Below are 22,706 nucleotides of genomic sequence, written 5' to 3'. Positions count from 1 at the left end.
GGGACGGGAGGCGGGTGGGTCACGCGGGCCTTCTCCATCTTGCCGTGCCGGCTGTCCGTGGCTGCGGGGCCACCGATGGCGGAGTTTAGGGGCAAGCCGTGGCGGCGGTCCATCGTTTTTGCGATGGCACAAGCGGGGCCGGACCCCTTCCCCAGGGGGGCGGGGTCAGCCCCGTGCGGCCTTTTCGGCAAGGCCCGACTGGCCCTCGCGGCGGGCGAGTTCGGCCAGCACCTCGTCCAGCGTCACGTCGCGGGCGGCGAGCATGACGAGGAGGTGGTAGAGGACATCGGCCGCCTCGGCCGTGAGGCGGTCGCGGTCGCCCTTCACGGCCTCGATGATGGCTTCGACGGCCTCTTCGCCGAATTTCTCGGCGCATTTCTCGGGGCCCTTGGAGAGGAGCTTGGCCGTCCAGGAGTTTTCGGGATCGGCCCCCTTGCGGGACTGGATCGTCGCGGCGAGACGGTGGAGGGGGGTCATGTCAGCCTCATCGGGATGCCGGCGGCGGCCATGTGATCCTTGGCCTGGCGGATGGTGTAATCGCCGAAATGGAAGATGGAGGCGGCGAGAACGGCGGAGGCCCCGCCGATGGTGACGCCTTCGACAAGGTGGTCGAGCGTGCCGACCCCCCCTGAGGCGATGACCGGAATGGGAACGGCATCGACGATGGCGCGGGTGAGGGGAAGGTTGAAACCTGCCCTTGTGCCGTCACGGTCCATCGAGGTGAGGAGGATTTCACCTGCGCCCTTTGCCGCCACGGTGCGGGCGAAAGCGACCGCGTCGATGCCGGTGGGTTTGCGCCCGCCATGGGTGAAAATCTCCCATCTGCCGGGAGAGACGGTCTTGGCGTCGATGGCGACGACGATGCATTGCGATCCGAAGCGGTCGGCGCTGCGGGCGACGACATCGGGATCGGCCACGGCGGCGGAGTTGAAGCTGACCTTGTCGGCCCCGGCAAGGAGGAGGGCGCGCACGTCTTCGGGCGTGCGGACGCCGCCGCCGACGGTGAGCGGCATGAAGCACTGTTCCGCCGTGCGGGTGACGAGGTCGAACATCGTGCCGCGGTTTTCATGGGTGGCGTGGATGTCGAGGAAGCAAAGCTCATCCGCCCCGGCGGCGTCATAGGCGCGGGCGGCCTCGACCGGGTCGCCGGCATCGCGGAGGTCGACGAAGTTGACGCCTTTCACCACGCGGCCATCGGCCACGTCGAGGCAGGGGATGATGCGGGTCTTGAGCATGGGCGCCACCGGGAGGATTGCGGCCTTCTACCCTTGCGGGGCAGAAAGGGCCAGTGGGTTGCAGGGGGGGTGCGATGCGGGAGGCCGGGGTCTATCTGCTGGCGTCGCTTGCGCTGGGTTGGATCGCGGTCTGGGCGGGGGAGAACCTGTTCTGGACGACGCCCGCGCCGGAGCTGCGGCTTTTAGAGATCGGGGTCACATGGCTGGCCTATGCGGTGGCGGCCGGGGCGGCGCTGTCGACGGTGATCTGGTCCGGGATCGGGGGATGGCGGGCGGCCTTTCTGGGCGGGGCGCTGCTGGGGTTCCAGATCGAGGGGGCGGTGGTGGGGACGATGTATGAGGCCTTTCCCCTGCAACTGGTCTGGACGCCCTTGGCGTGGCACGCCGTGGTGAGCGGGCTTTGTGTGCTGGCGGGCGGTCTGGCGCTGGCGCGCGGCGGGATCGGGCGGCAGGTGGCGGGGATGCTGGCGCTGGGGCTGTTCGGGGCGGTCTGGGGGCTCTACTGGCCGCTGGAGGGCAAGGCGCTGGCCGGGTTTGCCGGAGTGGGCGCCTATCTGGGGCTGGGCGGGATCGGGGCGGGGCTGGCGCTTGGGGTGCTGACGCGGCTGCCGACCCTGCCGCGCGGGCGGTGGTGGCTGTGGCTGATGCCGGGGGGCGTGGCGGCGCTGTGGATTGTGGGCACGGTGCTGACCCCGTCACCGCTGCGGCTGGCCGGGCCGGGGATGGTGGCGGTGACAGTCTGGGCGATGGTCCGGCTGGGGCGGGGCGGGGGGAGGGCGGCCAGGCCCGAGGCCGGGGCGAGGGGGGCCGGGCCGGGCCTGTTCGGCCCGCCGCTGCCCTGGCTGCGCTGTCTGGCCTTCGGGCTTGCCCCTTTGACGACCACGCTGCTGGTGGTGCCGGGCTGGGTCATCCTTGGCGGGGTTGCGGTGAATGTGCCGGTGGCGCTGGCGACCGGGGCGCTGGGGTTGGGGCTGTGGCTGTCGCTGCTGTGGAGGGCAGCGCGGGGGTGACGCGGTGGCCTGGCGTGGCGATGGGATCGCGCCTAGGATGCCGGGAAAGTGTCGCTGAATTGCTGGAAACCGGGGAAGATGACCAAGCTCGTTCTGCTTCACAAGGCGGACTCGATCTATGACGATGAACCGGACAGCCGCTATGACTTTCCCAAGGCCTACCTTAAGGCTGTCGAGGAGGGCATCGGGGATTGGGTCATCTATTACGAGCCGGTGAAGGCCGGTCCGCGCGGCTATTTTGCTGTGGCCCGGATCCAGCAGGTAATCCCGAAACCCGGTGAGACCGGGCGCTACCTGGCCCTGATCGAACCGGGAACCTTTCTTCCCTTCGACAAGGAGGTGCCGCGTCTGCATAAGGGGCGGGCCTGGGAGGCCGCCCTCATGGCAGAGGATGGCAGCGTCAAGTCGGGGGGCGCGCAGCAACTGGCCGTGCGGCGCCTGCCGGAGGCCGAGTTCGCCGCGATTGTGGCGGAGGGGTTGCCTGCGGACCTCGAAACAGTTGAGGCGCGGCGCTATGAGGGCGGTTGGGACGATGAGGCCGCGCCCTTTGACCGGCCCGTGATCGAGCGACTGCTGAGTAGGCCCTATCGCGACGTGGCCTTCCGGCGGAAGGTGCGCGCGGCCTATGACTACCGCTGTGCGATTTCGGGGTTGCGCCTGCGCAACGGCGGCGGACGGCCGGAGGTGCAGGCTGCGCATATCCGCCCGGTCGAGCATCGCGGGAGCGATTCCGTTCGCAACGGCCTAGCGCTGTCCGGGACCCTGCATTGGATGTTCGACCGGGGGCTGATCTCCGTTGCGGCGGATGGAACAGTGCTCGTCTCGCGAAACAAGGTGCCGGGCGAGGTGGTGGACCGGCTGATCCATCCGGGCGGGCGGCTGCTGCTGCCTGCGGAGGCGCGGTATCATCCCCATCCGGACAACCTGCGCTGGCATCGGGAAAATGTCTTCGGGCAGGTGGAGCTTGCCGGTCCTGCGCCCTGGGGGTGAGCCCGTTACCGGAACAGGCGGCGGAGGAGGTCGATCAGGGCGAGGAGGAGGAGGAGCGCGGCCAGCGCGGCGGCGATGGGCAGGGTGAAGAGGCCCAGCCAGTGCAGGGTGAGCGAGGTGGTGAGCGCCTCGGCCCAGTCGGTGCCGAGGATGCGGCAGGTGGTGAAGGTCATGCCTTCGGGGATGCATCCCGCCGCGCGGGCGATGAGCACAGCCGCCGCGGCCAGGAGGACCGGGAGAAGGCAGAGCAGCAGGAGGACACCGAGAACGAGATAGGCGACACGCATGGCGGCAGGTTAGCGGCTTCGGGGGCGGTTGTCGCGGGTCATCTGGGGGCCTTTGCGCGGCGGGATGGGAATTGTCCTGCTGTCGCTGCGGGGGGGGCGGCGCCCCTTAGCTGGCCTTGAGCGCGGCGAGCGCCGCCGCGAGGTCGATCGCGCCGTCATAGAGCGCGCGGCCGGAGATGGCCCCGGCGATGATGCCGGTGTCGCGCAGGGCGATGAGGTCCTCCATCCGGCTGACGCCACCGCTGGCGATGACGGGGATGGTCACCGCGCGGGCCAGCGCCTCGGTCGCCTCGATGTTCGGGCCGCCCATGGCCCCGTCGCGGTCGATATCGGTGTAGATCAGGGCGGCGACCCCGGCATCCTCGAAGCTGCGGGCCAGGTCGGTGGCCATGACATCCGTCTCTTCGGCCCAACCCTTGGTGGCGACGCGGCCCTTGCGGGCGTCGATGCCGACGGCGACACGGCCGGGGAAGGCGCGGGCGGCCTCGCGCACGAGGGCGGGGTTCTCGACCGCCACGGTGCCGAGGATGACGCGGGCGAGGCCCTTTTCAAGCCACATGGCGATGGTGGCCATGTCGCGGATGCCGCCGCCGAGCTGGGCCGGGACGGTGACGCGGGCGAGGATTGCCTCCACCGCAGCGGCATTGACCGGCGTTCCGGCAAAGGCGCCGTTCAGATCGACGAGATGGAGCCAGTCGCAGCCCGCTGCCTCGAACTTCGCGGCCTGGGCGGCGGGGTCGTCGCCGAAGACGGTCGCGGCGGACATCTCGCCGCGCAGAAGGCGGACGCATTGGCCGTCTTTCAGGTCGATGGCGGGGTAGAGGATCATGGGCGGGAACCTGCAATTGCTCTGTCCGGGGCTTTGGCATGGGGCGGCGGGCAGGGCAAGGGGCGGCGCGACCCAACGTCAGGCTTGATCGGCAGCGGGGCTTTGCGATGATGGCCCGAGGTTCGAGGCGTATCTGGGAGGAGTTGCCCGATGAAGCGGATGGTGATGGCGGTGGTGCTGGGCTTGGGCCTGGCGGGGGCGGCACAGGCGGCCGATCCGGTGGAAGGGGTCTGGAAGACCAAGCCGGATGACAATGGCAATTTCGGCCATATCGAGATCAAGCCCTGCGGGCCGGCCTTTTGCGGCACGCTGATCAAGGCCTTTGACAGTGCCGGGGCCGAGGTCGAGAGCCCCAATGTGGGCAAGCAGATCGTCTGGGACATGATGGCCTCGGGCGATGGCAATTACGAGGATGGCAAGGTCTGGTCGCCGGATCGGGACAAGACCTATAATTCCTACATGGTGTTGCAGGGCGATGGCCTTTCGGTGAAGGGTTGCGTGCTGGGCATCTGCCGCGACGGCGGGACCTGGACGCGGGTAGAGTGACAAGGCGCAAGCCTCGGGTCGCCTCTGCGGGCCGGGCAGGATAAGGGGGGTGCGGGGCGCGGGCCTTGCGCCCCCTTTTCACATGCCGGAGGGGCGGGGATGGGTGGGCGCAACTGGGGCTTGCTCATGGTGCTGGCGGTGCTGTGGGGCGGGTCGTTCTTCTTTGTCGAACTGGCGCTGCGGGGGATGCCGCCGCTGGCGGTGGTCTGGTGCCGGGTGGCGGGCGGGGCGGTCGTTCTGGGCCTGATGCTGCGGGCGGCGGGGGTGGCGCTGCCGCAGGGCTGGATCGAATGGCGGGCGGTTGCGGTGATGGGACTGCTGAACAATGCGCTGCCTTTCACCTTTTTCGCGCTGGCGCAGGGGCAGATCGGGGGTGGGGTGGCCGCGATCCTGAATGCGATGACCCCGCTGATGACGGTGCTGGCGCTGTTCCTGCTGGCGGGTGAAAGGCCGGGGCCGGGGCGCGTGATCGGGCTGCTGGTCGGGCTGGCCGGGGTGGCGGTGATGATGGGCGGCGCGGGAGAGGGGGAGGGTTGGGCCAAGCTCCTGTGCCTTGCTGCGGCGGGGTGCTATGCCTTGGCCTCGGTCTGGGGGCGGCGCTTGTGGCGGATGGGGATCGCGCCGATGGCGGCGGCCTTCGGGCAATGCCTGAGCGCGGCGGTGCTGCTTTTGCCCGTGGTGCTGGGGCTGCGGGTCTGGGAGGGGGTGTCGGCGGGAGCGGTGGAATGGGCGGCGGTGGCGGGGCTGGCGGTGCTGTCCACGGGGCTGGCCTATGCGATCTTCTTCCGGCTGTTTTCGGCGGTGGGGGCGGTGAATGTGCAGCTTGTGACCTTTCTGATCCCGGCGGTGGCGGTGGGGCTGGGGGTGGCTGTGCTGGGCGAAAGGCTGGAGGCGCGGCATCTGGTCGGCGCGGGGCTGATCGGGCTGGGCCTTGTCGCCATTGACGGGCGGGCCGGGGCATGGCTGCGCCGGATCAGCAGCTGATCCGGCCGCGCCTTTCGCCGCTGTCGCCCTGAAAGCTGCTGGCGACGGGCATGCAGCCGGTGGCGCGCTGGACGGCGACCAGCATCAGATCGGGAATGGCGCGGCGTTCGGCAGGGCCGGCATGGCCGTGGCGGATGACCTGCACGCGGTTTTCATCCCGGAAGATGGTGAAGCTGCGGCCCTCGACCGTGACCTCGGTCCGGGCGGCGCCGAAGAATTCCGGCGCGGGCGAGGCGCAGGCTGCAAGCACCAGCAGAAACGCCGGGACGGCGGGCGGGGGGACGCGTGCCATGGGGAACCTCTTCACTCGCATAACCAGCGCCCAGCATGCGCCGCCGGGGCTGTTCCGGCAAGGGCGCTGTGCTGCGGGCCGCCGGCCCAACAGGGGCCGGTCGCCTGCCGTGCCGATGTCGGGCGTCAGGGGGCCCAGCGGAGGAAATTGCCGATCAGCCGCAGGCCCATGGCCTGCGATTTCTCGGGGTGGAACTGGGTACCGATGATCGTGTCGCGCCCGACGATGGCGGTGATGTCGCCTGCGTAATCCACATGGGCGAGGCGATGGGCCGGGTCGGCGACGCGGAACTGGTAGCTGTGGACGAAATAGGCGTGATCGCCCGTGGCGATGCCCGCCAGCACTGGATGCGGGCGGTCGAGGATCAGGTCGTTCCAGCCCATATGCGGCACTTTCAGCGCCGGATCGGCCGGGGTGATGCGGGTGACTTCGCCGCCGATCCAGTCAAACCCGGGCGTGTCTTCGTATTCCCGCCCCCAGGTCGCCAGCATCTGCATGCCGACGCAGATGCCGAGGAAGGGCTTGCCCTGTGCCACGCCTTCGGAGATCGCCTCGAACAGCCCGCCATAGCTGCCGAGCGCGCGGCGGCAGGCCGGGAAGGCCCCGTCGCCGGGCAGGACGATCCGATCGGCGCGGGTGACATCCTCGGGGCGCGAGGTCACCAGGATGTCGCCCCCGCCCACCTCTTGCGCCATGCGCTGGAAGGCCTTTTCGGCGGAATGGAGATTGCCGCTGTCGTAATCGACGAGGACGGTCAGGGGCATGGCGGGGCTCCGGCGGGGACGAAGAATTTTCGGCGAAAATTCTTCGGGAGGGGGGAGAAGAGTTTTCGGCGAAAATTCTTCGGGGGGCGGGGGGCGAAGAATTTTCGGGTGAAAATTCTTCGCGGCCTGCGGATCAGAGCGCGCCCTTGGTGGAGGGCAGCGCGTTGCCCAGCCGCGGGTCAGGCTCTACCGCCATGCGCAGGGCGCGGGCGACGGCCTTGAAGGCGGCTTCGGCGATGTGATGGCTGTTCACGCCATGGACGAGGTCCAGATGCAGGGTGATCCCGCCATGGGTGGCCAGCGCCTGGAAGAATTCGCGCACAAGCTCGGTGTCGAAGCTGCCGATCTTCTGGGTCGGGAAGGGCAGGTTCCAGACCAGGAAGGGCCGCCCCGACAGGTCGAGCGCGCAGGCGACCTGCGCATCGTCCATGGCCAGGACGAAATGGCCATAGCGGCGGATGCCGCGCTTGTCGCCCAGCGCGGCGGCGAGGGCCTGGCCCAGCGCGATGCCGCAATCCTCGACGGTGTGGTGGTCATCGACATGCAGGTCGCCATCGGCCTTGACCGTCAGGTCGATGAGGGAGTGGCGGGCGAGCTGGTCCAGCATGTGGTCGAAGAAGCCGACGCCGCTGTGATTGTCATAGCTCCCCGTCCCGTCGAGCGCGACGGTGACGGCGATTTCGGTTTCGGCGGTCTGGCGGTGGATTTCGGCCTTGCGCATCGGGGGGCTCCGTCAGGTGTCGGGGCCTTATATGGGCTGGGGCGGGCTTTGGGAAGCGGGCGGCTCAGGCGGCGCCTTGCAGGGGATGGCGGCGCGGGCCGAAGGTGGCGGCGAGGGCGAGGAATAGGCCGGAGGTGGCGGCGATGGCGCCCGCTGCCGAGACGGCGAAGGGAAGGCCGAGGGCGAGGGGCAGGTAGCCCGCCGCAAGGGTGCCGAGGATCGCGGCGGCGGCGGCGCAGAGCAGCGAGAGGCCGACCTGGCGCGGCAGGCTGTCGGTCAGCAGCCGCGCGGTGGCGGGGGGGCAGACGAGCATGGCGATGGTCAGGATCGACCCCACGGCGGAGAAGGCCGCGACGGCGGCCAGGGCGGTGAGGCCGGTCAGCGCGGCGGAGAGGAGGCGGACGGGGATGCCCTGGGTGGCGGCGAATCCTTCGTCGAAAGTGGCGATGGTGAGCGGGCGCCAGAGCAGGGCGATGGTCGCCAGCACGGCGGCGGTGATGAGGGCGAGCTGCGGCAGTTCCGGGGGCAGGCCCGCCAGTGCCGCGGGATCGAGCAGCGAGGACCAGCCGGTCGCGTCGAGCCAGATCAGCGCCTCGAGCGAGCCATAGAGGGCGTGGTCCACGTCCAGATGGGTGCCGGAGGCGCCGGAGAGTTCAAGGAGCAGCACCCCGCCTGCGAACATGGTGGTGAAGGTGGCCCCCATGGCCGCGCCGGGATCGGCATTGGTGCTGCGCCGGATCGCCTCGATCATCAGGGCGGAGAGGGCGGCGGCGGCGAGGGCGCCGGCCAGCATCACGGGCGGGGCGGTGGAGCCGGTGAGGAGGAAGGCCGCGACGAGACCGGGCAGGACGACATGCGAGATGGCATCGCCGAGCAGCGCCTGGCGGCGCAGGAGCAGGAAGTTGCCCGGCGCGGCACATGCGAGTGCGGCGAGGGTCGCGATGACCAGCGGCGGCAGGGTGAGGGGGACGAATTCGGCGCCCATCAGTTTGGCCCCATCAGTTTGGCCCCGTTGGCAGGGCGCGGCGCAGGCGGGCGCGTGCGGCGGCCTGGGCGAGCAGGCCCTTGCCGGGGGCGACGAGGGCCGAGGCGGCGAAGAGGGTGAAGGTGATCATGACGATGGCCGGGCCGGTGGGCAGGTCGGGCAGGGCGACGGAAAGCGCCGCGCCGAGATAGCCGGCCAGGGCGCCGATGGCCCCGGCGAGGAGGGCGACCGTCTCCATCCGGTCGGACCAGAGCCGGGCGGCGAGGGCGGGGAGGATGAGCAGCGCCACGATCAGGATAAGCCCCACCACATGCAGGCCGAGGAGGACGCAGGCCAGGGTGAGGAGGAGCAGCGCGCGGTCCATCAGGGCGGTGTTCACCCCCATCAGCCGCGCATGGCCGGGGTCGAAGGCGGTCATGATCAGCGGGCGGCGCAGGATGAACAGAAGGCAGAGCGTGACCGCCGCCCCGAGGGCGAGGATGATCGCATCCCCCCGCAGCATTCCCGCCGTCGAACCCAGCAGCACCGAGTCGAGCCCGGCGGGGCGGCCGAGGGCGAGGTTCTGGATCACGGTCAGCAGCAGGATGCCTGCGCCGTAGAAGGTGGAGAGGGTCGCGCCGATGGCGGCATCCTCGGGCAGGCGGGTACGGGACAGCCGGTCGAGCCAGATCAGCCCCAGCGCGGCGGAGAGGCCCGCGCCGAGCATGAGGCCCGCCAGGTTGCGCCCGTCGCCCCCGGCGGCGGCCATGACGAGGAAGGCCAACGCGATGCCGGGCAGGGTGGCATGGGCCATGGCATCGGAGGTGAGCGCGCGGCGGCGCAGCGTCACGAAGGCCCCGATGCAGCCCGCCGCAAGCCCGAGCAGCGCCGCGCCGATGCCGACGAGGGCGGCATTGTAGCCGGCGTTGAGGATCAGGGCGTTGAGGACCGTGTCAAGCATCTGGAGGCCGGGGCCGATTCCTTCCCGTGGCGTCAGGCGGGGATGGCGGTCAGAAGCTGGTGACCATAGGCCTCGGCCACCACGGCGCGGCGGAAGGTGGCGGCGGTCGCGCCTTCGGCGATGACGCGGCGGTTCAGCAGCAGCACGCGGTCGAAATAGGCCGGGACGGTGGAAAGGTCGTGATGCACGGCGATGACGGTGCGGCCTTCAGCGCGCAGCCCGTGCAGGACGGCGATGATCGCGGCCTCGGTCGCGGCATCGACGCCGGCGAAGGGTTCGTCGAGGATCACGAGATCCGCCTCTTGCGCCAGGGCGCGGGCGAGGAAGACGCGCTGCTGCTGGCCCCCCGAGAGGGCGCCGATCTGGCGGGTGGCGAAATCGGCCATGCCGAGGCGGTCGAGCTGGGCCATTGCCTGCGCCCTGAGGCCGGGGGTGAGGCGGCCGAAAAGGCCGAGGCGGCGATAGAGGCCCATCTGCACCACGTCGATGACGCGGGCGGGGAATTCCCAGTCCACGGCGGCGCGCTGGGGGACATAGGCGATGCGGGGCATGGCGCGGGCGACCGGGTCGCCGAAGGCGCGCACCTCACCCGTCACGGCGGGGATGAGGCCGAGCGCGGCCTTGAGCAGCGTGGATTTTCCCGCGCCGTTGGGGCCGATGACGGCGGTCATCGACCCTTTGGGAAACCGGGCACTGACCGTGGCGACTACGGGGACTGAACCGTAGGCCACGGTCAGGCCTGAGATGGCGAGTGCCGTTTCCGGCATGGGGATTGGGGTTGGGCCCGCCATCATGTGCCTGTGTTACGTTCCTGCATTGAGCCGCCCCGCCATCCCGCGTTCGGGGGCGTCCCCGCCGAGGGCGCGGGCGATGGCGGTGATGTTGTGGTCGATCATCCCGGGATAGGTGCCTTCATAGGTGCCATCCGGACCCATCGCATCGGAGAAGAGTTCCGCCCCGATGGTGACATTGTGGCCGCGTGCGCCCGCCCCTTCGATCAGGGCGCGGATGGAGCGGTCGGACACGGAGCTTTCGACGAAGACCGCCGGGATTTCATTTTCGACGATCAGGGTGACCAGTTCCTCGATCCGGGCGAGGCCGGCTTCGGATTCAGTGGAGATGCCCTGGATCCCCTCCACCCGCCAGCCATAGGCGCGGCCGAAATAGGCGAAGGCGTCATGGGCGGTGACGAGGATGCGCTGGCGTTCCGGCACGGTGGCGAGGGACTGGCGGGCATAGACGTCAAGCTGCGCGATCTCTTCGAGATAGGTGGCGGCATTGTCTGCCGTGTCCACGCCTGCCCCGGTGAGCGCGGCATCCACGGCGCGGACGACATCGGACCAGAGGCGCGGATCGAACCAGACATGCGGATCGGGGCGGTCCGCATATTCGGGATCGGCCATCAGCCGGTCGCGCGGCAGGGTTTCGGCCACGGCCGCGACGGTGGTCTTGCGGGCGAGATCCTGAAGCACCTCGGTGAACTGCGCCTCGAGGTTGAGGCCGTGCCAGAGGATGACATCGGCGCGCGAGAGGGCGAGAATGTCGGTGCGGGTGGGGCGATGGCCGTGCGGATCCATCCCCGGACCCATCAGCGCCTGCACGGGCAGGCCGGACAGGCGGCGGGCGGCATCGGCGATCATGCCGGTGGTGGTGACGATGGTGGGGGTGGCACTGGCGGCCAGGGCGGGGGTGCCTGCGAAGGGGGCGAGGGCGAAGCATCCAAGCAGGGAGCGGCGGTCGATCATGGCAATCGGCTTTCGTTGCGGTGCGAGGGTGGGTTTACGCTCTGTAAGGCAAAGATGTGCGAACCGTTCTCAGAAGTCAACGGGAATGAGAAGCATTCGCAAGTTTGTGAGCGAAAAAGTGCCTGCTGCGTGATGGATTCTGCCTTTGGTTGTGCGATTTGCGGGGTTGCGGGAGGGTAAACTTTCCGTCAGCGCCTTAAACGCGAATTTTCCCTGCCGTCTTGCTCTTTCGGATGACCCCGGAATTTGGCCGGGACCGGAGGCCCCGCGATGCGCATTGTCTGTGTCGATGACGACCCGATCTTCCTGTCGATCCTGACGGAGTATCTGCGCGAGCTGAATCCGGCGGCGATCCGCACCTTCGGCGATCCGCGCGAGGCGGCGACGCTGGCGCAGGAGGGGGCGCTGTTGGCCGATGTTCTGCTGCTGGACATGGAGATGCCCGGCATGGATGGTACGGCGCTTTGCGCGGCGCTGCGGGCGACGGAACTGCATCGGAACACGCCGATCATCATGCTCTCGTCCGTGCAGGCGCGGGACCGGGTGAAGGGGGCGCTTGCGGCGGGGGCGAACGAGTTCCTGCACAAGCCGCTCGACCGGTTGGAACTGGGGGCGCGGCTGTCGATGGTGGCGCAGGTTCTTGAAGAGCGGAACCGGGCGGCGGCGCTGGCGGCCGATATCGGCAGCCTGCGGGACCAGCCGGATTTCGCCTTCCGCTTCGAGGACCCGGTCCTGCCGGGATCGGATGTGGGACTGGTGGATTTCCTTGCGCTGGAGAACCATCTGCTGGGTCTGGGCTGGGCGGGCCTGCCGGGGACGGTGGGCATGGGGTTCCGGCTGCGCAATGCGCCCTGGGCCTATGCCCATATGGACCGGCTGGAATATTGCGACTTCGTGTCGGAAGCGGCGGCGATGGTGATCCAGCATCTGTCGGGGCTGCGCTTCCACATGGCCTATGCGGGATCGGGCGATTTCATCGCCATCCTCGAACGCGGCCAATGGGTGGAGCGGGAGGAATTGCAGGTGGCGCTGGCGGCGGCGCGCGGGCCGATGTGGGCCGCCTATCGCGCGCTGGGCCTGCCGCCGCCGGATGTGGCGGCGGGGCCGCCGGTGCGGGCGCCGCTGATCGGCGCATCGGCCGGGCGTCTGTTGCAGCGGGTGCGGATGCGGCTGGATGCGGCGGTGCCGCTGATGCCGATGGGCGCCTGGGAGACGCTGCCGCCGGGATTGCCCTATTCGGGCGCGCCGGGGGGGCGGATTTCCGCCACCTTGCATTAGGTGCCACGGCGGCGCTTGACGGGCGGGCCAAGGTCATGCCCTGCTGGTGCCACAAAGAGAGGGCAGAACGCCCCGCAGTCCCCCGGTGAGGCGCCGGGAGGGTGAAGGCGAGCAAGGACAGGACATGAAGCATTTCATGAAGTTGCTGTGCGCAGGCGCAGCTTTCGCGGCAGGTGTGGGACCGGTCGCGGCGGGCGAGGTCATGTCGCGCTGGGGGGCCATCGCGATGGTTCCCGCAGCCTCGGGCGAGGGGCTCGAGGTGCGCGTGGAAAGCGTGCATGGCTGGGTCTGCGAGGGGCTTTACGCCCATCCGTCGAAGGCCGGGGCGGCGGTGGGCTTTCCGCTGACCTGTTCCGACCGGGTGGAGGGCGAGGCGCTGATGTCGGTCGAGGACGGGCTGGCCGTGATGGCCTTCAACCGCGACGACGGCACGCATGGCAGCGCGAAGCTGCGCCTGGAGTGATCCTTTCGTCAGGAAGGCAGGGGAAGGGGGCGGTGCCCCCTTTTTCGGCGTTGAGACAGGCCGAGGAGCGGGCCGTTGGCCCGGTATTGCCTGACATCTGCGCTGGAAGACTGGAGCGGGCGATGAGATTCGAACTCACGACCCTAACCTTGGCAAGGTTATGCTCTACCCCTGAGCTACGCCCGCACTCCGTGGCGGGGTGATAGTGCGGGGCGGGGGCGGGTGCAAGGGGAAAATCGGACAGGGCCCAATGCGAAAGGCCGCCCCGGAGGGCGGCCCTTTGCCTTGGTCCGACTGGAGCGGGCGATGAGATTCGAACTCACGACCCTAACCTTGGCAAGGTTATGCTCTACCCCTGAGCTACGCCCGCGCCGGTTGGACGAGGGGGATTTATTGCGCATTTCCGGGGGCCGCAAGGGGTAATTTGCGGCAGGGCAAAGTTTTTCCCTGCCCCCGGTTCGGCCGAGGGCCGCAGGAGGCCGCGCGGCGGGGCGTGCGGGCGCGCCGATAAATGTTCTTCTAATGTTCCCGCCTTCGTGGCAGACTGTCCGCAGGTCTGGCGAGGGAGGGTGGCATGGACGGGCGGGCGGATTTCGATTTCGAGGAAGGGTCCTGGACGGTGCGGCACCGGCGGCTGGGCACGCGGCTGGCGGGGGCGCAGGATTGGGAGGAGTTCTCCGGGACCAGCCGGATGCAGCGGGTGATGGGCGGGCTGGGCAATGTTGAGGACAATCTGCTGCACCTGCCGGGGGGAGAGTATCGGGCGCTGGCCCTGCGGACCTTCGATCCGGCGAGCGGGCTGTGGGCGATCTGGTGGGTGGACGGGCGGAACCCCCATATGCTGGACGTGCCGGTGAAGGGGCGCTTTGTCGAAGGCGTCGGACGGTTCCGGGCGGAGGACAGCTTTCAGGGGCTGCCCATCCTTGTGGAATTCGAATGGCGGCAGACGGCGGAGGGGCCGCGCTGGCAACAGGCCTTTTCGCCGGATGGCGGGGAAAGCTGGGAAGTGAACTGGATCATGGACTTCCGCCGCGCCTGAGGGGCGGGGTCGCCATCCTGTGCTGCGGCGGAAGGGATGGGCAGGCCTGCCCATCCTCCGGGGGGGTAGGATGGGCGATTGCGCCCATCCCGTGCGGGATCATTCCAGTTCGATCAGCAGGTCCTTCGCCTCGATCTGGCTGCCGGCATGGACATGGAGCGCCTTCACCACCGCCTCGCGGTCGGCATGGAGGCCCGTTTCCATCTTCATCGCCTCGATCGTGAGCAGGAGGTCGCCCGCGCGGACCTTGGAGCCGACGGTGACAGCCACGGAGGCGATGGAGCCGGGCATCGGCGCGCCGATATGGGCGGGGTTGCCGTCCTGCGCCTTGGGCCGTGCTGCCGTCTTGGCCTTCACGGCGCGGTTCGGCACGCGGATCACGCGGGGCTGGCCGTTGAGTTCGAAGAAGACGCGGACCTCGCCATCCTCGGTCGTTTCGCCCACGGCTTGCAGACGGATTTCAAGCTGCTTGCCGGGGTCGATCTCGGCCGTGATCTCTTCGCCGGGTTCCATGCCGTAGAAGAAGATCTTCGTCGGCAGGGCGCGCACCGGGCCGTAGAGGCGGTGGCGGCCCATGTAATCGAGGAAGACCTTGGGATACATGAGGTAGCCGTTGAGATCCTCGTCATCCACCGCCTTGCCGCCGAGTTCGGCGGAAAGCTTGGCCCGCGTTTCTTCCAGATCGACGGGGGGCAGGGTCTTGCCGGGGCGTTCGGTGAGGGGTTTTTCGCCCTTCAGCACCTTTTTCAGGATGCCGTCGGGCCAGCCGCCATGGGGTTGGCCGAGATTGCCCTTGAGCATGTCCACGACGGAGTCGGGGAAGGCCACATCGGTATTGGGGTCTTCGACCTGCGCGCGGGTCAGGCCCTGGGCCACCATCATCAGGGCCATGTCACCCACGACCTTGGACGAAGGCGTGACCTTGACGATATCGCCGAACATCTGGTTCGCGTCGGCATAGGCCTGCGCGACCTCGGGCCAGCGTTCCTCGAGCCCGAGGGAGCGGGCCTGCGCCTTGAGGTTGGTGAACTGGCCGCCGGGCATTTCGTGCAGATAGACTTCGGAGGCCGGGGCGGGCAGGCCGGATTCGAAGGCGGCATATTGCACGCGGACATGTTCCCAGTAGTTGGAAATCTCGCGGATCGCCTTGATGTCGAGCCCGGTATCACGGTCGGTGTGGCGGAGCGCCTCGACGATGGAGCCGAGGCAGGGCTGCGAGGTGCCGCCCGAGAAGGCATCCATCGCGGCATCCACGGCATCCACGCCCGCATCGCAGGCGGCGAGGATGGTGGCGGCCGCCGCACCCGAGGTGTCATGGGTGTGGAAATGGACCGGAAGGCCGATTTCCTGTTTCAGCGTCTTGACGAGGAGGCGGGCGGAGGCGGGTTTCAGAAGCCCGGCCATGTCCTTGAGGCCCAGCACATGGGCGCCTGCGGATTTCAGTTCCTTGGCGCGGTCCACATAGTATTTCAGGTCATATTTGGACCTGTTCGGATCGAGCATGTCGCCGGTATAGCAGATCGTGCCTTCGCAGACCTTGTTCGCCTCGATCACCGCATCCATGGCGACGCGCATGTTTTCGACCCAGTTGAGGCTGTCGAAGACGCGGAAGACATCGACGCCCGTCTTGGCGGCCTGAAGGACGAAGGCGCGGACGACATTGTCGGGATAGTTGGTGTAGCCGACGCCGTTCGAGGCGCGCAGCAGCATCTGGGTCATCAGGTTGGGCATGGCGGCGCGCAGGTCGCGCAGGCGCTGCCAGGGGCATTCCTGGAGGAAGCGGTAGGCCACGTCGAAGGTGGCGCCGCCCCAGCATTCGACCGAGAAGAGCTGCGGCAGGTTGGCGGCATAGGCGGGGGCCACGCGGACCATGTCGATGGAGCGCATCCGGGTGGCGAGGAGCGACTGGTGGCCGTCGCGCATGGTGGTGTCGGTGATGAGGACCTTCTTCTGCGCCTTCATCCAGTCGGCCACGGCCTGCGGGCCCTTCTGTTCTAGCAGGTTGCGGGTGCCGGTGGCGGGCGTTTCGGTCAGGAGCTTTGGCGGCTTTGGCATCTTCGCCTCGGCCGGGGGTTTGGGGCGGCCGACGGTTTCGGGATGCCCGTTCACCGTGATGTCGGCGATATAGGTGAGGATCTTCGTGGCCCGGTCGCGGCGTTTCTTGAAGGCGAAAAGCTCGGGCGTCGTGTCGATGAACTTGGTGGTGTAGCTGTCATCGAGGAAGGTGGGGTGTTTCAGGAGGTTGATGACGAATTCGATGTTCGTGGCCACCCCGCGGATGCGGAATTCGCGCAGGGCGCGGTCCATCCGCGCGATGGCCTTTTCCGGCGTCTGGGCATGGGCCGTGACCTTCACCAGCAGCGAGTCGTAATAGCGGGTGATGACGCCGCCCGCATAGGCGGTGCCGCCGTCCAGCCGGATGCCGTTCCCGGTTGCGGAGCGGTAGGCGGTCAGCCGCCCGTAATCGGGGATGAAGTTGTTGAGCGGGTCTTCGGTCGTCACCCGGCATTGCAGGGCGTGGCCGTTGAGTTTGACATCGGCCTGTGAGGGAACGCCGGTCGCTTCGGCCAGCGACTTGCCTTCCTCGATCAGGATCTGGGCCTGGACGATGTCGATCCCCGTGACCTCTTCGGTCACGGTATGTTCGACCTGCACGCGGGGGTTCACCTCGATGAAGTAGAACTTGCCCGTGTCCATATCCATCAGGAATTCCACGGTGCCCGCGCATTCGTAATCGACATGCTGGGTGATGCGCTTGGCCATGTCGCAGACCTCTTCGCGCTGGGCCTGCGTCAGGTAGGGGGCGGGGGCGCGTTCGACGACCTTCTGGTTGCGGCGCTGCACGGTGCAATCCCGTTCCCAGAGGTGCCAGACATTGCCCTGCTTGTCGCCGAGGATCTGCACTTCGACATGGCGGGCGCGCTGGATCATCTTTTCGAGATAGCCTTCGCCATTGCCGAAGGCGGCCTCGGCCTCGCGCCGGCCTTCGCGGACCTTCGATTCAAGCTCGTCTTCCGACAGGATCGGGCGCATGCCGCGCCCGCCGCCGCCCCAGCTTGCCTTGAGCATCAGGGGATAGCCCACGTCGGCGGCCTGTTTCTTGATGAGGGCCATGTCATCGCCCAGCACTTCGGTCGCCGGGATGACGGGGACGCCCGCCTCGATCGCCACGCGGCGGGCGGAGGCCTTGTCGCCCAAGGCGCGCATGGTTTCGGCGCGGGGGCCGATGAAGGTGATGCCGGCCTGATCGCAGGCTTCGACGAAATCGGGGTTTTCGGAGAGAAGGCCATAGCCGGGATGGATGGCATCCGCCCCCGACATCTTGGCCACGCGGATGATTTCCGGGATCGAGAGATAGGCGCCGACGGGCGAGAGGCCCTCGCCGATGCGATAGGCTTCGTCGGCCTTGAAGCGGTGGAGGGACAGCTTGTCTTCTTCGGCGAAGACGGCGACGGTCTTCTTGCCCATCTCATTGGCGGCGCGCATCACGCGGATGGCGATCTCGCCCCGATTGGCGACGAGGATCTTGCGGAACTCTGGCATCACTCTCTCCGGATATCGGCAGGTCAGGCGGGCTTTTCGTCTGCTCCGGGTGCGGGGGCCGGGCCAGACCGGGTCACTCTAGGCCTGCTGCAATGCAGCGCAAGGGCGGCGACCGGCGCAATATGCAAATTTTGCGAAATATGCAGGGATGGCTTTGCGGCTGCAAAGCGGGTGGGCGGCGCGGACAGGAAAAGTTGCGCCGGAACATTTGCGGAACCTTTTCCTTTGCCGCCGATGGCGCTAGGGTTTCGCGCATGAATGGTTGGGATGACGAAGCAGGGGCAGAGGCGGCGGTGGTGCCGCTGTCGCAGCGGGCCATGATGGCGGCGCGGCCTGCGCCATACCTGGATGACCTGAACCCCGCGCAGCGCGAGGCGGTGGAGGCGCTGGATGGCCCGGTGCTGATGCTGGCGGGCGCCGGGACGGGCAAGACCAAGGCGCTGACGGCGCGGATCGTGCATCTGTTGCGGATGGGCAAGGCGCGGCCGAACGAGATCCTGTCGGTGACCTTTACCAACAAGGCCGCGCGGGAGATGAAGCTGCGCGTGGGGCGGATGCTGGGCGAGGTGGCGGAGGGGATGCCCTGGATGGGCACCTTCCATTCGCTGTCGGTCAAGATCCTGCGGCGGCATGCGGAATTGGTGGGGTTGAAGTCGAACTTCACCATTCTGGATACGGATGACCAGATCCGGCTGCTGAAGCAGTTGATCGTGGCGGCGAATATCGACGAGAAGCGCTGGCCTGCGCGGATGCTGGCGGGGATGATCGATGGCTGGAAGAACCGCGCCCTGACGCCGGAGCGGGTGCCGTCCGGCGAGGCGGGCGGCTACGCCAATCGCGGGACGGAGCTTTACGCGCAGTATCAGGAGCGGTTGCGGACGCTGAACGCCTGCGATTTCGGCGATCTGCTGCTGCATTGCGTGGTGATCTTTCAGACCCATCCCGATGTGCTGGCGCAGTATCAGCGGTGGTTCCGCTACATTCTGGTGGACGAGTATCAGGACACCAACGTCTGCCAGTATCTGTGGCTGCGGCTTCTGGCGCAGGCGCATCGCAACATCTGCTGTGTGGGGGATGATGACCAGTCGATCTATGGCTGGCGGGGCGCGGAGGTGGGCAATATCCTGCGCTTCGAGAAGGATTTCCCCGGTGCCCATGTGGTGCGGCTGGAGCAGAACTACCGGTCCACCCCGCATATCCTTGCCGCCGCCTCGGGCGTGATTGCGGGGAATGCCGGGCGGTTGGGCAAGACGCTGTGGACGGATGTGAAGGAGGGCGAAAAGGTCCGTCTGATCGGCCATTGGGATGGTGAGGAAGAGGCGCGCTGGATCGGGGAAGAGATCGAGGCGCTGCTGCGCGGCGGGCGGGGGTTGGACCCTGTCGGGCTGGACGGGCAGGCGATTCTGGTGCGGGCGAGCCATCAGATGCGGGCCTTCGAGGACCGGTTCCTGACCATCGGGCTGCCCTATCGGGTGATCGGCGGGCCGAGGTTCTATGAGCGGCAGGAGATCCGCGATGCGATGGCCTATTTCCGGCTGGCGGTTTCGCCCGAGGATGATCTGGCCTTCGAGCGGGTGGTGAATGTCCCCAAGCGCGGGCTGGGCGACAAGGCGCAGGCGGATATCCAGCGCGCGGCGCGGCTGGCGGGGGTGTCGCTGCATGAGGGCGCGCGGGAACTGCTGGCCCATGGCGGGATCGGCGGCAAGGGCGCGGGGCAGTTGCGCGCCTTCGTGGAGGGGATCGACCGCTGGCACGCGCTGACGCGCGAGACGGTGCGGGTAGCGGGCGACGATGATGTGCTGGAACCGATCGCGGCGGTTGCGCCCGCGATGGATCATGTCCGGCTGGCCGAGATGATTTTGGAGGAGTCGGGCTACACGGAGATGTGGCAGAACGACAAGACGCCCGAGGCGCCGGGGCGGCTGGAGAACCTGAAGGAACTCGTCAAGGCGCTGGAGCAGTTCGACAATCTGCAAGGTTTCCTGGAACATGTCGCGTTGATCATGGACAACGAGACGGAGGAGGCGGGCGAGAAGGTGTCGATCATGACGCTGCATGCCGCCAAGGGGCTGGAATTCCCGGTGGTGTTCCTGCCGGGCTGGGAGGATGGGCTGTTCCCCAGCCAGCGGTCGATGGACGAAAGCGGGTTGAAGGGGTTGGAGGAAGAGCGGCGGCTGGCCTATGTGGGGATCACGCGGGCAGAGGAGCTCTGCACCATCTCCTTCGCCTCGAACCGCCGGGTCTATGGGCAATGGCAGAGCCAGTTGCCCAGCCGCTTCATCGACGAATTGCCGGCGGCGCATGTCGAGGTGCTGACGCCGCCCGGGCTTTATGGCGGGGGCTTTGGCGCGGCGGCGCCCTATGCGGTGTCCTCCGCGATGGATGAGCGGGTGGCGAAGGCGGATGTCTATAACTCGCCGGGATGGAAGCGGATGCAGGACCGGGTGCAGACGCGGGGCGTGTCGCAGCCGCGCGAGGCGAGGGGGGTGGTGATCGACGCGACGGCGGTGCCGGCTTTTGCCGAAGGGGACCGGGTGTTCCACCGCAAGTTCGGCTATGGGATCGTCATCGGGATCGAAGGGGGCAAGCTGGAGATCGACTTCTCCAAGGCCGGGATCAAGAAGGTCGTGGCGGGCTTTGTCGTGGATGCCGATGACGCGGATGAGGTGCCGTTCTGAGGCGCGCGGGGGGGAGCGTTTCCTGACGCAGGAAACGCGGCGATTTCTGCGCGCAGAAATCGGGATGCAGCGTTGCGCTTGCCATGCGTTTTCTGCGGGCAGAAATCGGGGCGATTTCTGCGTCAGAAATCGTCAGCGCGCGCGGTGTTCAAGGGCCCAGATCGCGAGGCCCGCCAGCAGCCCCCAGAAGGCCGCGCCGATGCCCGCGAAGGCCACGCCCGCGCCGGTGACGGCAAGGGTCATCGTGGCGGCAAAACGCTGGTCGGGGGCGGCGAAGGCCCCGGTCAGCGCGCCCGTCAGGGGGCCGAGCAGCGCCAGCGCCACCAGCGCGGTCATCAGGGCGGGGGGCAGGGCGGCGAGGATCGCGATGACGACGGGCCCGGTGAGGCCGAGGATCACCCAGACACCCGCATAGGCCAGACCGACCTTCCAGCGCTGTGCCCGGTCGGGATGCACGTCATCGCCCATGCAGATGGCCGCCGTGATCGCGGCCATGTTCACCGTATGCGCGCCGATCAGGGCGGTGGCGGCCGAGATCAGGCCGGTGACCGTCAGGGCCGGGGCGACGGGCGGCTCATAGCCTGCGGCGCGCATTGTGGCGAAGCCGGGCAGGTTCTGCGAGGCCATGGTGACGAGGTAGAGCGGCAGGCCGAGGCCGATGAGGGCGGCCCAGTGGAATTCGGGTGTGATGAGGGTGGGTGTGGGCGGAATGGGGGGCAGGAGCGGCAGAAGTGCCGCACCGCTGGCGAAGGCGGTGGCGAGGCCTGCGGCCAGGGCGGCAAGGACGGCCATGGCGGGGTTCTTGAGCCGGACAAGGGCAAAGAGCGCGACCATCGGGGCGACGAGCAGGGGGGCGGCCTGCGCTGCGCCTGCGCCTTTCAGGACGAAAGGCAGCAGGACGCCGGCCAGCATGGCGGCGGCGATGCCGTCCGGGATCTTGCCGACCAGCGTGCCGAGGGGGCGGATCAGGCCCGTGGCGGCGATCAGCAGGCCCGCCAGCAGGAAGGCCGCCACGCCTTCGGCCATGTCATAGCCTGACGACGCCGCGATCAGGGCCGCGCCGGGGGTGGACCAGGCCAGCACGACCGGCACGCGGTAGAGGCTGGAGAGGAGGGCGCTGCCAAGCGCCTTGGCGAAGCAGACGCCCATCACCCAGCTTGCGGTCTGTGCGGGCGTTGCGCCCAGTGCCTGGGCCGCAGCGAGGACGAGGGCAATGGTGGAGCCATAGCCGACGAGGGCGGCGACAAGGGCGGCGGACAGAAGGGAGGGGCGCATCGGGCCTGCCGGATGGGTGCGTTCGGCGGGGACTATCGGCGGGGGGCGGGGGGGATGCAAGCCGCGGAATGCAGAACGGCGGCGCCCGAGGGAGGGGCGCCGCCGCTTGCAGGCGTCCCGGCCAAGGGAGGAGGGGAAGGCCGGGTCGCGTCTTCGTCCCGGCCGAGGGAGGAGGGGATGGCCGGGTCCGAACCTGGCTGCGGCTTGCGAGATCGGGGAGCGGCGGTTCCCGGGAGGAGGTGGGAACCGCCGCTGGTCCGATGGCCCTCAGGGAGGAGGAGGAGGGCCTGTCGCACGCCGTTGGGGCCTTTTGGCCCCGAAACTTGGTGCGGCGACCCCAGGGAGGAGGAGGGGGTCGCCGCTGGTCCGATGGCCCCAGGGAGGAGGAGGGGGCCTGTCGCACGCCGTTGGGGTCTTGGCCCCGGAATTTGGTGCGGCGGTTCCTGGGAGGAGGAGCGGAACCGCCGCTTTTCCGTGTCCCCAGGGAGGAGGAGGGGGACTTCGGATCTGTCTGGGAAGCATACGCTGGAGCGCGGCTTCCGGATCAAAGTGCGGCGGCGCCAGGGAGGAGGAGAAGCGCCGCCGCTTTTGCTATGAACCCCGGGAGGAGGTGGGGTTCAGCAAGAAACTTACTTTCCGTAGGCGGCTTCGCGCGCCACGGTGGGGATATCGACCCGGGCGATGCCGAGATCGGCCAGTTCGCGATCGGTCAGTTGCACCAGTTCGCGGACGGTCTGGTTGTACACGGCGCGGCGAGCCATCTGCACCTTGAACTGGGCCAGGAAGCCAGAGATGCGGTCAGCCAGCGAGAAGGACGCGGCGCGGGAAGAGTTGACATAAGCCATTTCGATCAGCCTCAGTTTGTTACATCTGTTGTCAGGACAACGTTCTGTCGCGCTGTTACCGGAAACATGGGGCATATGCTGCACCTGCACAATAGACCGGGCCTGCAATGCTGCCATGCAGCAATCGCATGGCTGATTGTCACGGAAACGTCATTAATTTCAGAGGTTTCGCTGAAAACCTGAGCAATTGGTCAACTCGGTCTTGCCGAGTGCCGAAAAGATGACGAGGTTTGCCGAAAGCTTGGGCAGGAGAAGAA

Annotated in this window: 22 protein-coding genes and 2 tRNA genes; 8 read left to right on the top strand and 16 right to left on the bottom strand. The window is 68.2% G+C overall.

The annotated features are described in order from the left end of the window. Nucleotides 1-165 precede the first annotated feature (165 nt). The gene (locus tag C0V75_RS16970) at nt 166-477 is read right to left on the bottom strand and encodes a phosphoribosyl-ATP diphosphatase (RefSeq protein ID WP_101922169.1); all 312 of its coding nucleotides are present in this window, start codon (nt 475-477) and stop codon (nt 166-168) included. Further along, on the bottom strand, nt 474-1,235 hold the full coding sequence (hisF, locus tag C0V75_RS16965; RefSeq protein WP_101922168.1) for an imidazole glycerol phosphate synthase subunit HisF: 762 nt from the start codon (nt 1,233-1,235) through the stop codon (nt 474-476). Before hisF ends, C0V75_RS16970 begins: the two co-directional genes overlap by 4 nt. 74 nt (nt 1,236-1,309) lie before the next feature. Here hisF and C0V75_RS23035 point away from each other — a divergent pair, with 74 nt between their 5' ends. Together C0V75_RS23035 and C0V75_RS16955 are read left to right on the top strand one after the other, a co-directional pair. Then, nucleotides 1,310-2,245, top strand: a complete 936-nt coding sequence (locus C0V75_RS23035) for a hypothetical protein (RefSeq protein WP_101922167.1) — start codon at nt 1,310-1,312, stop codon at nt 2,243-2,245. A 78-nt stretch (nt 2,246-2,323) separates the two neighbouring features. After that, complete coding sequence (locus C0V75_RS16955; RefSeq protein WP_101922166.1) at nt 2,324-3,235, top strand: HNH endonuclease; 912 nt, start codon at nt 2,324-2,326, stop codon at nt 3,233-3,235. Nucleotides 3,236-3,240: 5 nt separating this feature from the next. Here the strand turns inward: C0V75_RS16955 and C0V75_RS16950 are convergent, their stop codons facing one another. Together C0V75_RS16950 and hisA are read right to left on the bottom strand one after the other, a co-directional pair. Further along, a complete protein-coding gene (locus C0V75_RS16950; protein ID WP_101922165.1) occupies nt 3,241-3,522 on the bottom strand; it encodes a hypothetical protein in 282 nt (93 codons plus the stop codon). Between the two features lie 106 nt (nt 3,523-3,628). Then, the gene (gene hisA / locus C0V75_RS16945; protein ID WP_101922164.1) at nt 3,629-4,351 is read right to left on the bottom strand and encodes a 1-(5-phosphoribosyl)-5-[(5-phosphoribosylamino)methylideneamino]imidazole-4-carboxamide isomerase; all 723 of its coding nucleotides are present in this window, start codon (nt 4,349-4,351) and stop codon (nt 3,629-3,631) included. 150 nt (nt 4,352-4,501) lie between these two features. Between hisA and C0V75_RS16940 the strand changes: the two genes are divergently transcribed. Next, on the top strand, nt 4,502-4,897 hold the full coding sequence (locus tag C0V75_RS16940) for a DUF2147 domain-containing protein (protein ID WP_101922163.1): 396 nt from the start codon (nt 4,502-4,504) through the stop codon (nt 4,895-4,897). Between the two features lie 99 nt (nt 4,898-4,996). After that, nucleotides 4,997-5,881 carry a DMT family transporter gene (locus C0V75_RS16935; protein ID WP_101922162.1) on the top strand — a complete coding sequence of 295 codons (885 nt, stop codon included), beginning with the start codon at nt 4,997-4,999 and terminating at the stop codon, nt 5,879-5,881. Here the strand turns inward: C0V75_RS16935 and C0V75_RS16930 are convergent. The 7 genes from C0V75_RS16930 to C0V75_RS16900 form a co-directional block, all read right to left on the bottom strand. After that, nucleotides 5,871-6,173, bottom strand: coding sequence for a hypothetical protein (locus C0V75_RS16930; RefSeq protein WP_101922161.1), 303 nt, complete (start codon nt 6,171-6,173; stop codon nt 5,871-5,873). The two genes, C0V75_RS16935 and C0V75_RS16930, sit on opposite strands and share 11 nt — an antisense overlap. 125 nt (nt 6,174-6,298) lie before the next feature. Continuing rightward, nucleotides 6,299-6,937: an imidazole glycerol phosphate synthase subunit HisH gene (hisH, locus tag C0V75_RS16925; RefSeq protein WP_101922160.1), complete on the bottom strand. Its 639-nt coding sequence runs from the start codon at nt 6,935-6,937 to the stop codon at nt 6,299-6,301. 133 nt (nt 6,938-7,070) lie between these two features. Further along, nucleotides 7,071-7,658 (bottom strand): imidazoleglycerol-phosphate dehydratase HisB, encoded by a 588-nt coding sequence (hisB, locus tag C0V75_RS16920; protein ID WP_101922159.1) that lies wholly within the window; start codon nt 7,656-7,658, stop codon nt 7,071-7,073. Between the two features lie 64 nt (nt 7,659-7,722). Next, nucleotides 7,723-8,646, bottom strand: coding sequence for a metal ABC transporter permease (locus tag C0V75_RS16915; RefSeq protein ID WP_101922158.1), 924 nt, complete (start codon nt 8,644-8,646; stop codon nt 7,723-7,725). A 10-nt stretch (nt 8,647-8,656) separates the two neighbouring features. Further along, the gene (locus C0V75_RS16910) at nt 8,657-9,583 is read right to left on the bottom strand and encodes a metal ABC transporter permease (RefSeq protein WP_101922157.1); all 927 of its coding nucleotides are present in this window, start codon (nt 9,581-9,583) and stop codon (nt 8,657-8,659) included. Nucleotides 9,584-9,615: 32 nt separating this feature from the next. Beyond that, entirely contained in the window at nt 9,616-10,350 is a 735-nt protein-coding gene (locus tag C0V75_RS16905; protein ID WP_101922156.1) for a metal ABC transporter ATP-binding protein, read from the bottom strand. A gap of 36 nt (nt 10,351-10,386) precedes the next feature. Further along, nucleotides 10,387-11,328: a metal ABC transporter solute-binding protein, Zn/Mn family gene (locus C0V75_RS16900; protein WP_101922155.1), complete on the bottom strand. Its 942-nt coding sequence runs from the start codon at nt 11,326-11,328 to the stop codon at nt 10,387-10,389. Between the two features lie 270 nt (nt 11,329-11,598). On the opposite strand from C0V75_RS16900, the gene C0V75_RS24150 reads away from it, so the two are divergent. After that, on the top strand, nt 11,599-12,606 hold the full coding sequence (locus C0V75_RS24150; protein ID WP_101922154.1) for a response regulator: 1,008 nt from the start codon (nt 11,599-11,601) through the stop codon (nt 12,604-12,606). Nucleotides 12,607-12,730: 124 nt separating this feature from the next. Then, nucleotides 12,731-13,069 carry a hypothetical protein gene (locus C0V75_RS16890; RefSeq protein ID WP_101922153.1) on the top strand — a complete coding sequence of 113 codons (339 nt, stop codon included), beginning with the start codon at nt 12,731-12,733 and terminating at the stop codon, nt 13,067-13,069. A 111-nt stretch (nt 13,070-13,180) separates the two neighbouring features. Here the strand turns inward: C0V75_RS16890 and C0V75_RS16885 are convergent. Both C0V75_RS16885 and C0V75_RS16880 read right to left on the bottom strand, forming a co-directional pair. After that, nucleotides 13,181-13,255, bottom strand: a tRNA-Gly gene (locus C0V75_RS16885). 109 nt (nt 13,256-13,364) lie between these two features. Then, nucleotides 13,365-13,439: transfer RNA gene (locus C0V75_RS16880), tRNA-Gly, on the bottom strand. A 204-nt stretch (nt 13,440-13,643) separates the two neighbouring features. Here C0V75_RS16880 and C0V75_RS16875 point away from each other — a divergent pair. After that, entirely contained in the window at nt 13,644-14,108 is a 465-nt protein-coding gene (locus C0V75_RS16875) for a DUF1579 domain-containing protein (RefSeq protein WP_101922152.1), read from the top strand. Nucleotides 14,109-14,207: 99 nt separating this feature from the next. On the opposite strand, the gene C0V75_RS16870 is transcribed toward C0V75_RS16875, so the two are convergent. After that, on the bottom strand, nt 14,208-17,651 hold the full coding sequence (locus tag C0V75_RS16870) for a pyruvate carboxylase (RefSeq protein WP_101922151.1): 3,444 nt from the start codon (nt 17,649-17,651) through the stop codon (nt 14,208-14,210). 254 nt (nt 17,652-17,905) lie between these two features. Between C0V75_RS16870 and C0V75_RS16865 the strand changes: the two genes are divergently transcribed. Continuing rightward, nucleotides 17,906-20,329 carry an ATP-dependent helicase gene (locus tag C0V75_RS16865; RefSeq protein ID WP_101922150.1) on the top strand — a complete coding sequence of 808 codons (2,424 nt, stop codon included), beginning with the start codon at nt 17,906-17,908 and terminating at the stop codon, nt 20,327-20,329. 132 nt (nt 20,330-20,461) lie between these two features. Here the strand turns inward: C0V75_RS16865 and C0V75_RS16860 are convergent, their stop codons facing one another. After that, entirely contained in the window at nt 20,462-21,604 is a 1,143-nt protein-coding gene (locus tag C0V75_RS16860; RefSeq protein ID WP_101922149.1) for a benzoate/H(+) symporter BenE family transporter, read from the bottom strand. A 629-nt stretch (nt 21,605-22,233) separates the two neighbouring features. Next, nucleotides 22,234-22,449 carry a DUF1127 domain-containing protein gene (locus C0V75_RS16855; RefSeq protein ID WP_101922148.1) on the bottom strand — a complete coding sequence of 72 codons (216 nt, stop codon included), beginning with the start codon at nt 22,447-22,449 and terminating at the stop codon, nt 22,234-22,236. Between the last annotated feature and the right edge of the window lie 257 nt (nt 22,450-22,706).

It is taken from the genome of Tabrizicola sp. TH137, assembly GCF_002855575.1.
In the GTDB taxonomy this organism is placed as follows: Bacteria; Pseudomonadota; Alphaproteobacteria; order Rhodobacterales; family Rhodobacteraceae; genus Paragemmobacter.
The sequence above is the reverse complement of the archived record's forward strand: the minus strand, read 5'-3'. Positions and strand labels throughout refer to the sequence as shown.

What these genes read in the sequence shown, in the direction of transcription:
- C0V75_RS16970 (WP_101922169.1), bottom strand. Translation starts at nt 477, where the DNA reads ATGACCCCCCTCCACCGTCTCGCCGCGACGATCCAGTCCCGCAAGGGG.
- C0V75_RS16955 (WP_101922166.1), top strand. Translation starts at nt 2,324, where the DNA reads ATGACCAAGCTCGTTCTGCTTCACAAGGCGGACTCGATCTATGACGAT.
- C0V75_RS16940 (WP_101922163.1), top strand. Translation starts at nt 4,502, where the DNA reads ATGAAGCGGATGGTGATGGCGGTGGTGCTGGGCTTGGGCCTGGCGGGG.
- C0V75_RS16910 (WP_101922157.1), bottom strand. Translation starts at nt 9,583, where the DNA reads ATGCTTGACACGGTCCTCAACGCCCTGATCCTCAACGCCGGCTACAAT.
- C0V75_RS16865 (WP_101922150.1), top strand. Translation starts at nt 17,906, where the DNA reads ATGAATGGTTGGGATGACGAAGCAGGGGCAGAGGCGGCGGTGGTGCCG.
- C0V75_RS16900 (WP_101922155.1), bottom strand. Translation starts at nt 11,328, where the DNA reads ATGATCGACCGCCGCTCCCTGCTTGGATGCTTCGCCCTCGCCCCCTTC.
- C0V75_RS16870 (WP_101922151.1), bottom strand. Translation starts at nt 17,651, where the DNA reads ATGCCAGAGTTCCGCAAGATCCTCGTCGCCAATCGGGGCGAGATCGCC.
- C0V75_RS16905 (WP_101922156.1), bottom strand. Translation starts at nt 10,350, where the DNA reads ATGCCGGAAACGGCACTCGCCATCTCAGGCCTGACCGTGGCCTACGGT.
- hisF (WP_101922168.1), bottom strand. Translation starts at nt 1,235, where the DNA reads ATGCTCAAGACCCGCATCATCCCCTGCCTCGACGTGGCCGATGGCCGC.
- hisH (WP_101922160.1), bottom strand. Translation starts at nt 6,937, where the DNA reads ATGCCCCTGACCGTCCTCGTCGATTACGACAGCGGCAATCTCCATTCC.
- C0V75_RS24150 (WP_101922154.1), top strand. Translation starts at nt 11,599, where the DNA reads ATGCGCATTGTCTGTGTCGATGACGACCCGATCTTCCTGTCGATCCTG.
- C0V75_RS16930 (WP_101922161.1), bottom strand. Translation starts at nt 6,173, where the DNA reads ATGGCACGCGTCCCCCCGCCCGCCGTCCCGGCGTTTCTGCTGGTGCTT.
- C0V75_RS16935 (WP_101922162.1), top strand. Translation starts at nt 4,997, where the DNA reads ATGGGTGGGCGCAACTGGGGCTTGCTCATGGTGCTGGCGGTGCTGTGG.
- C0V75_RS16860 (WP_101922149.1), bottom strand. Translation starts at nt 21,604, where the DNA reads ATGCGCCCCTCCCTTCTGTCCGCCGCCCTTGTCGCCGCCCTCGTCGGC.
- hisA (WP_101922164.1), bottom strand. Translation starts at nt 4,351, where the DNA reads ATGATCCTCTACCCCGCCATCGACCTGAAAGACGGCCAATGCGTCCGC.
- C0V75_RS16890 (WP_101922153.1), top strand. Translation starts at nt 12,731, where the DNA reads ATGAAGCATTTCATGAAGTTGCTGTGCGCAGGCGCAGCTTTCGCGGCA.
- C0V75_RS16950 (WP_101922165.1), bottom strand. Translation starts at nt 3,522, where the DNA reads ATGCGTGTCGCCTATCTCGTTCTCGGTGTCCTCCTGCTGCTCTGCCTT.
- hisB (WP_101922159.1), bottom strand. Translation starts at nt 7,658, where the DNA reads ATGCGCAAGGCCGAAATCCACCGCCAGACCGCCGAAACCGAAATCGCC.
- C0V75_RS16875 (WP_101922152.1), top strand. Translation starts at nt 13,644, where the DNA reads ATGGACGGGCGGGCGGATTTCGATTTCGAGGAAGGGTCCTGGACGGTG.
- C0V75_RS16855 (WP_101922148.1), bottom strand. Translation starts at nt 22,449, where the DNA reads ATGGCTTATGTCAACTCTTCCCGCGCCGCGTCCTTCTCGCTGGCTGAC.
- C0V75_RS23035 (WP_101922167.1), top strand. Translation starts at nt 1,310, where the DNA reads ATGCGGGAGGCCGGGGTCTATCTGCTGGCGTCGCTTGCGCTGGGTTGG.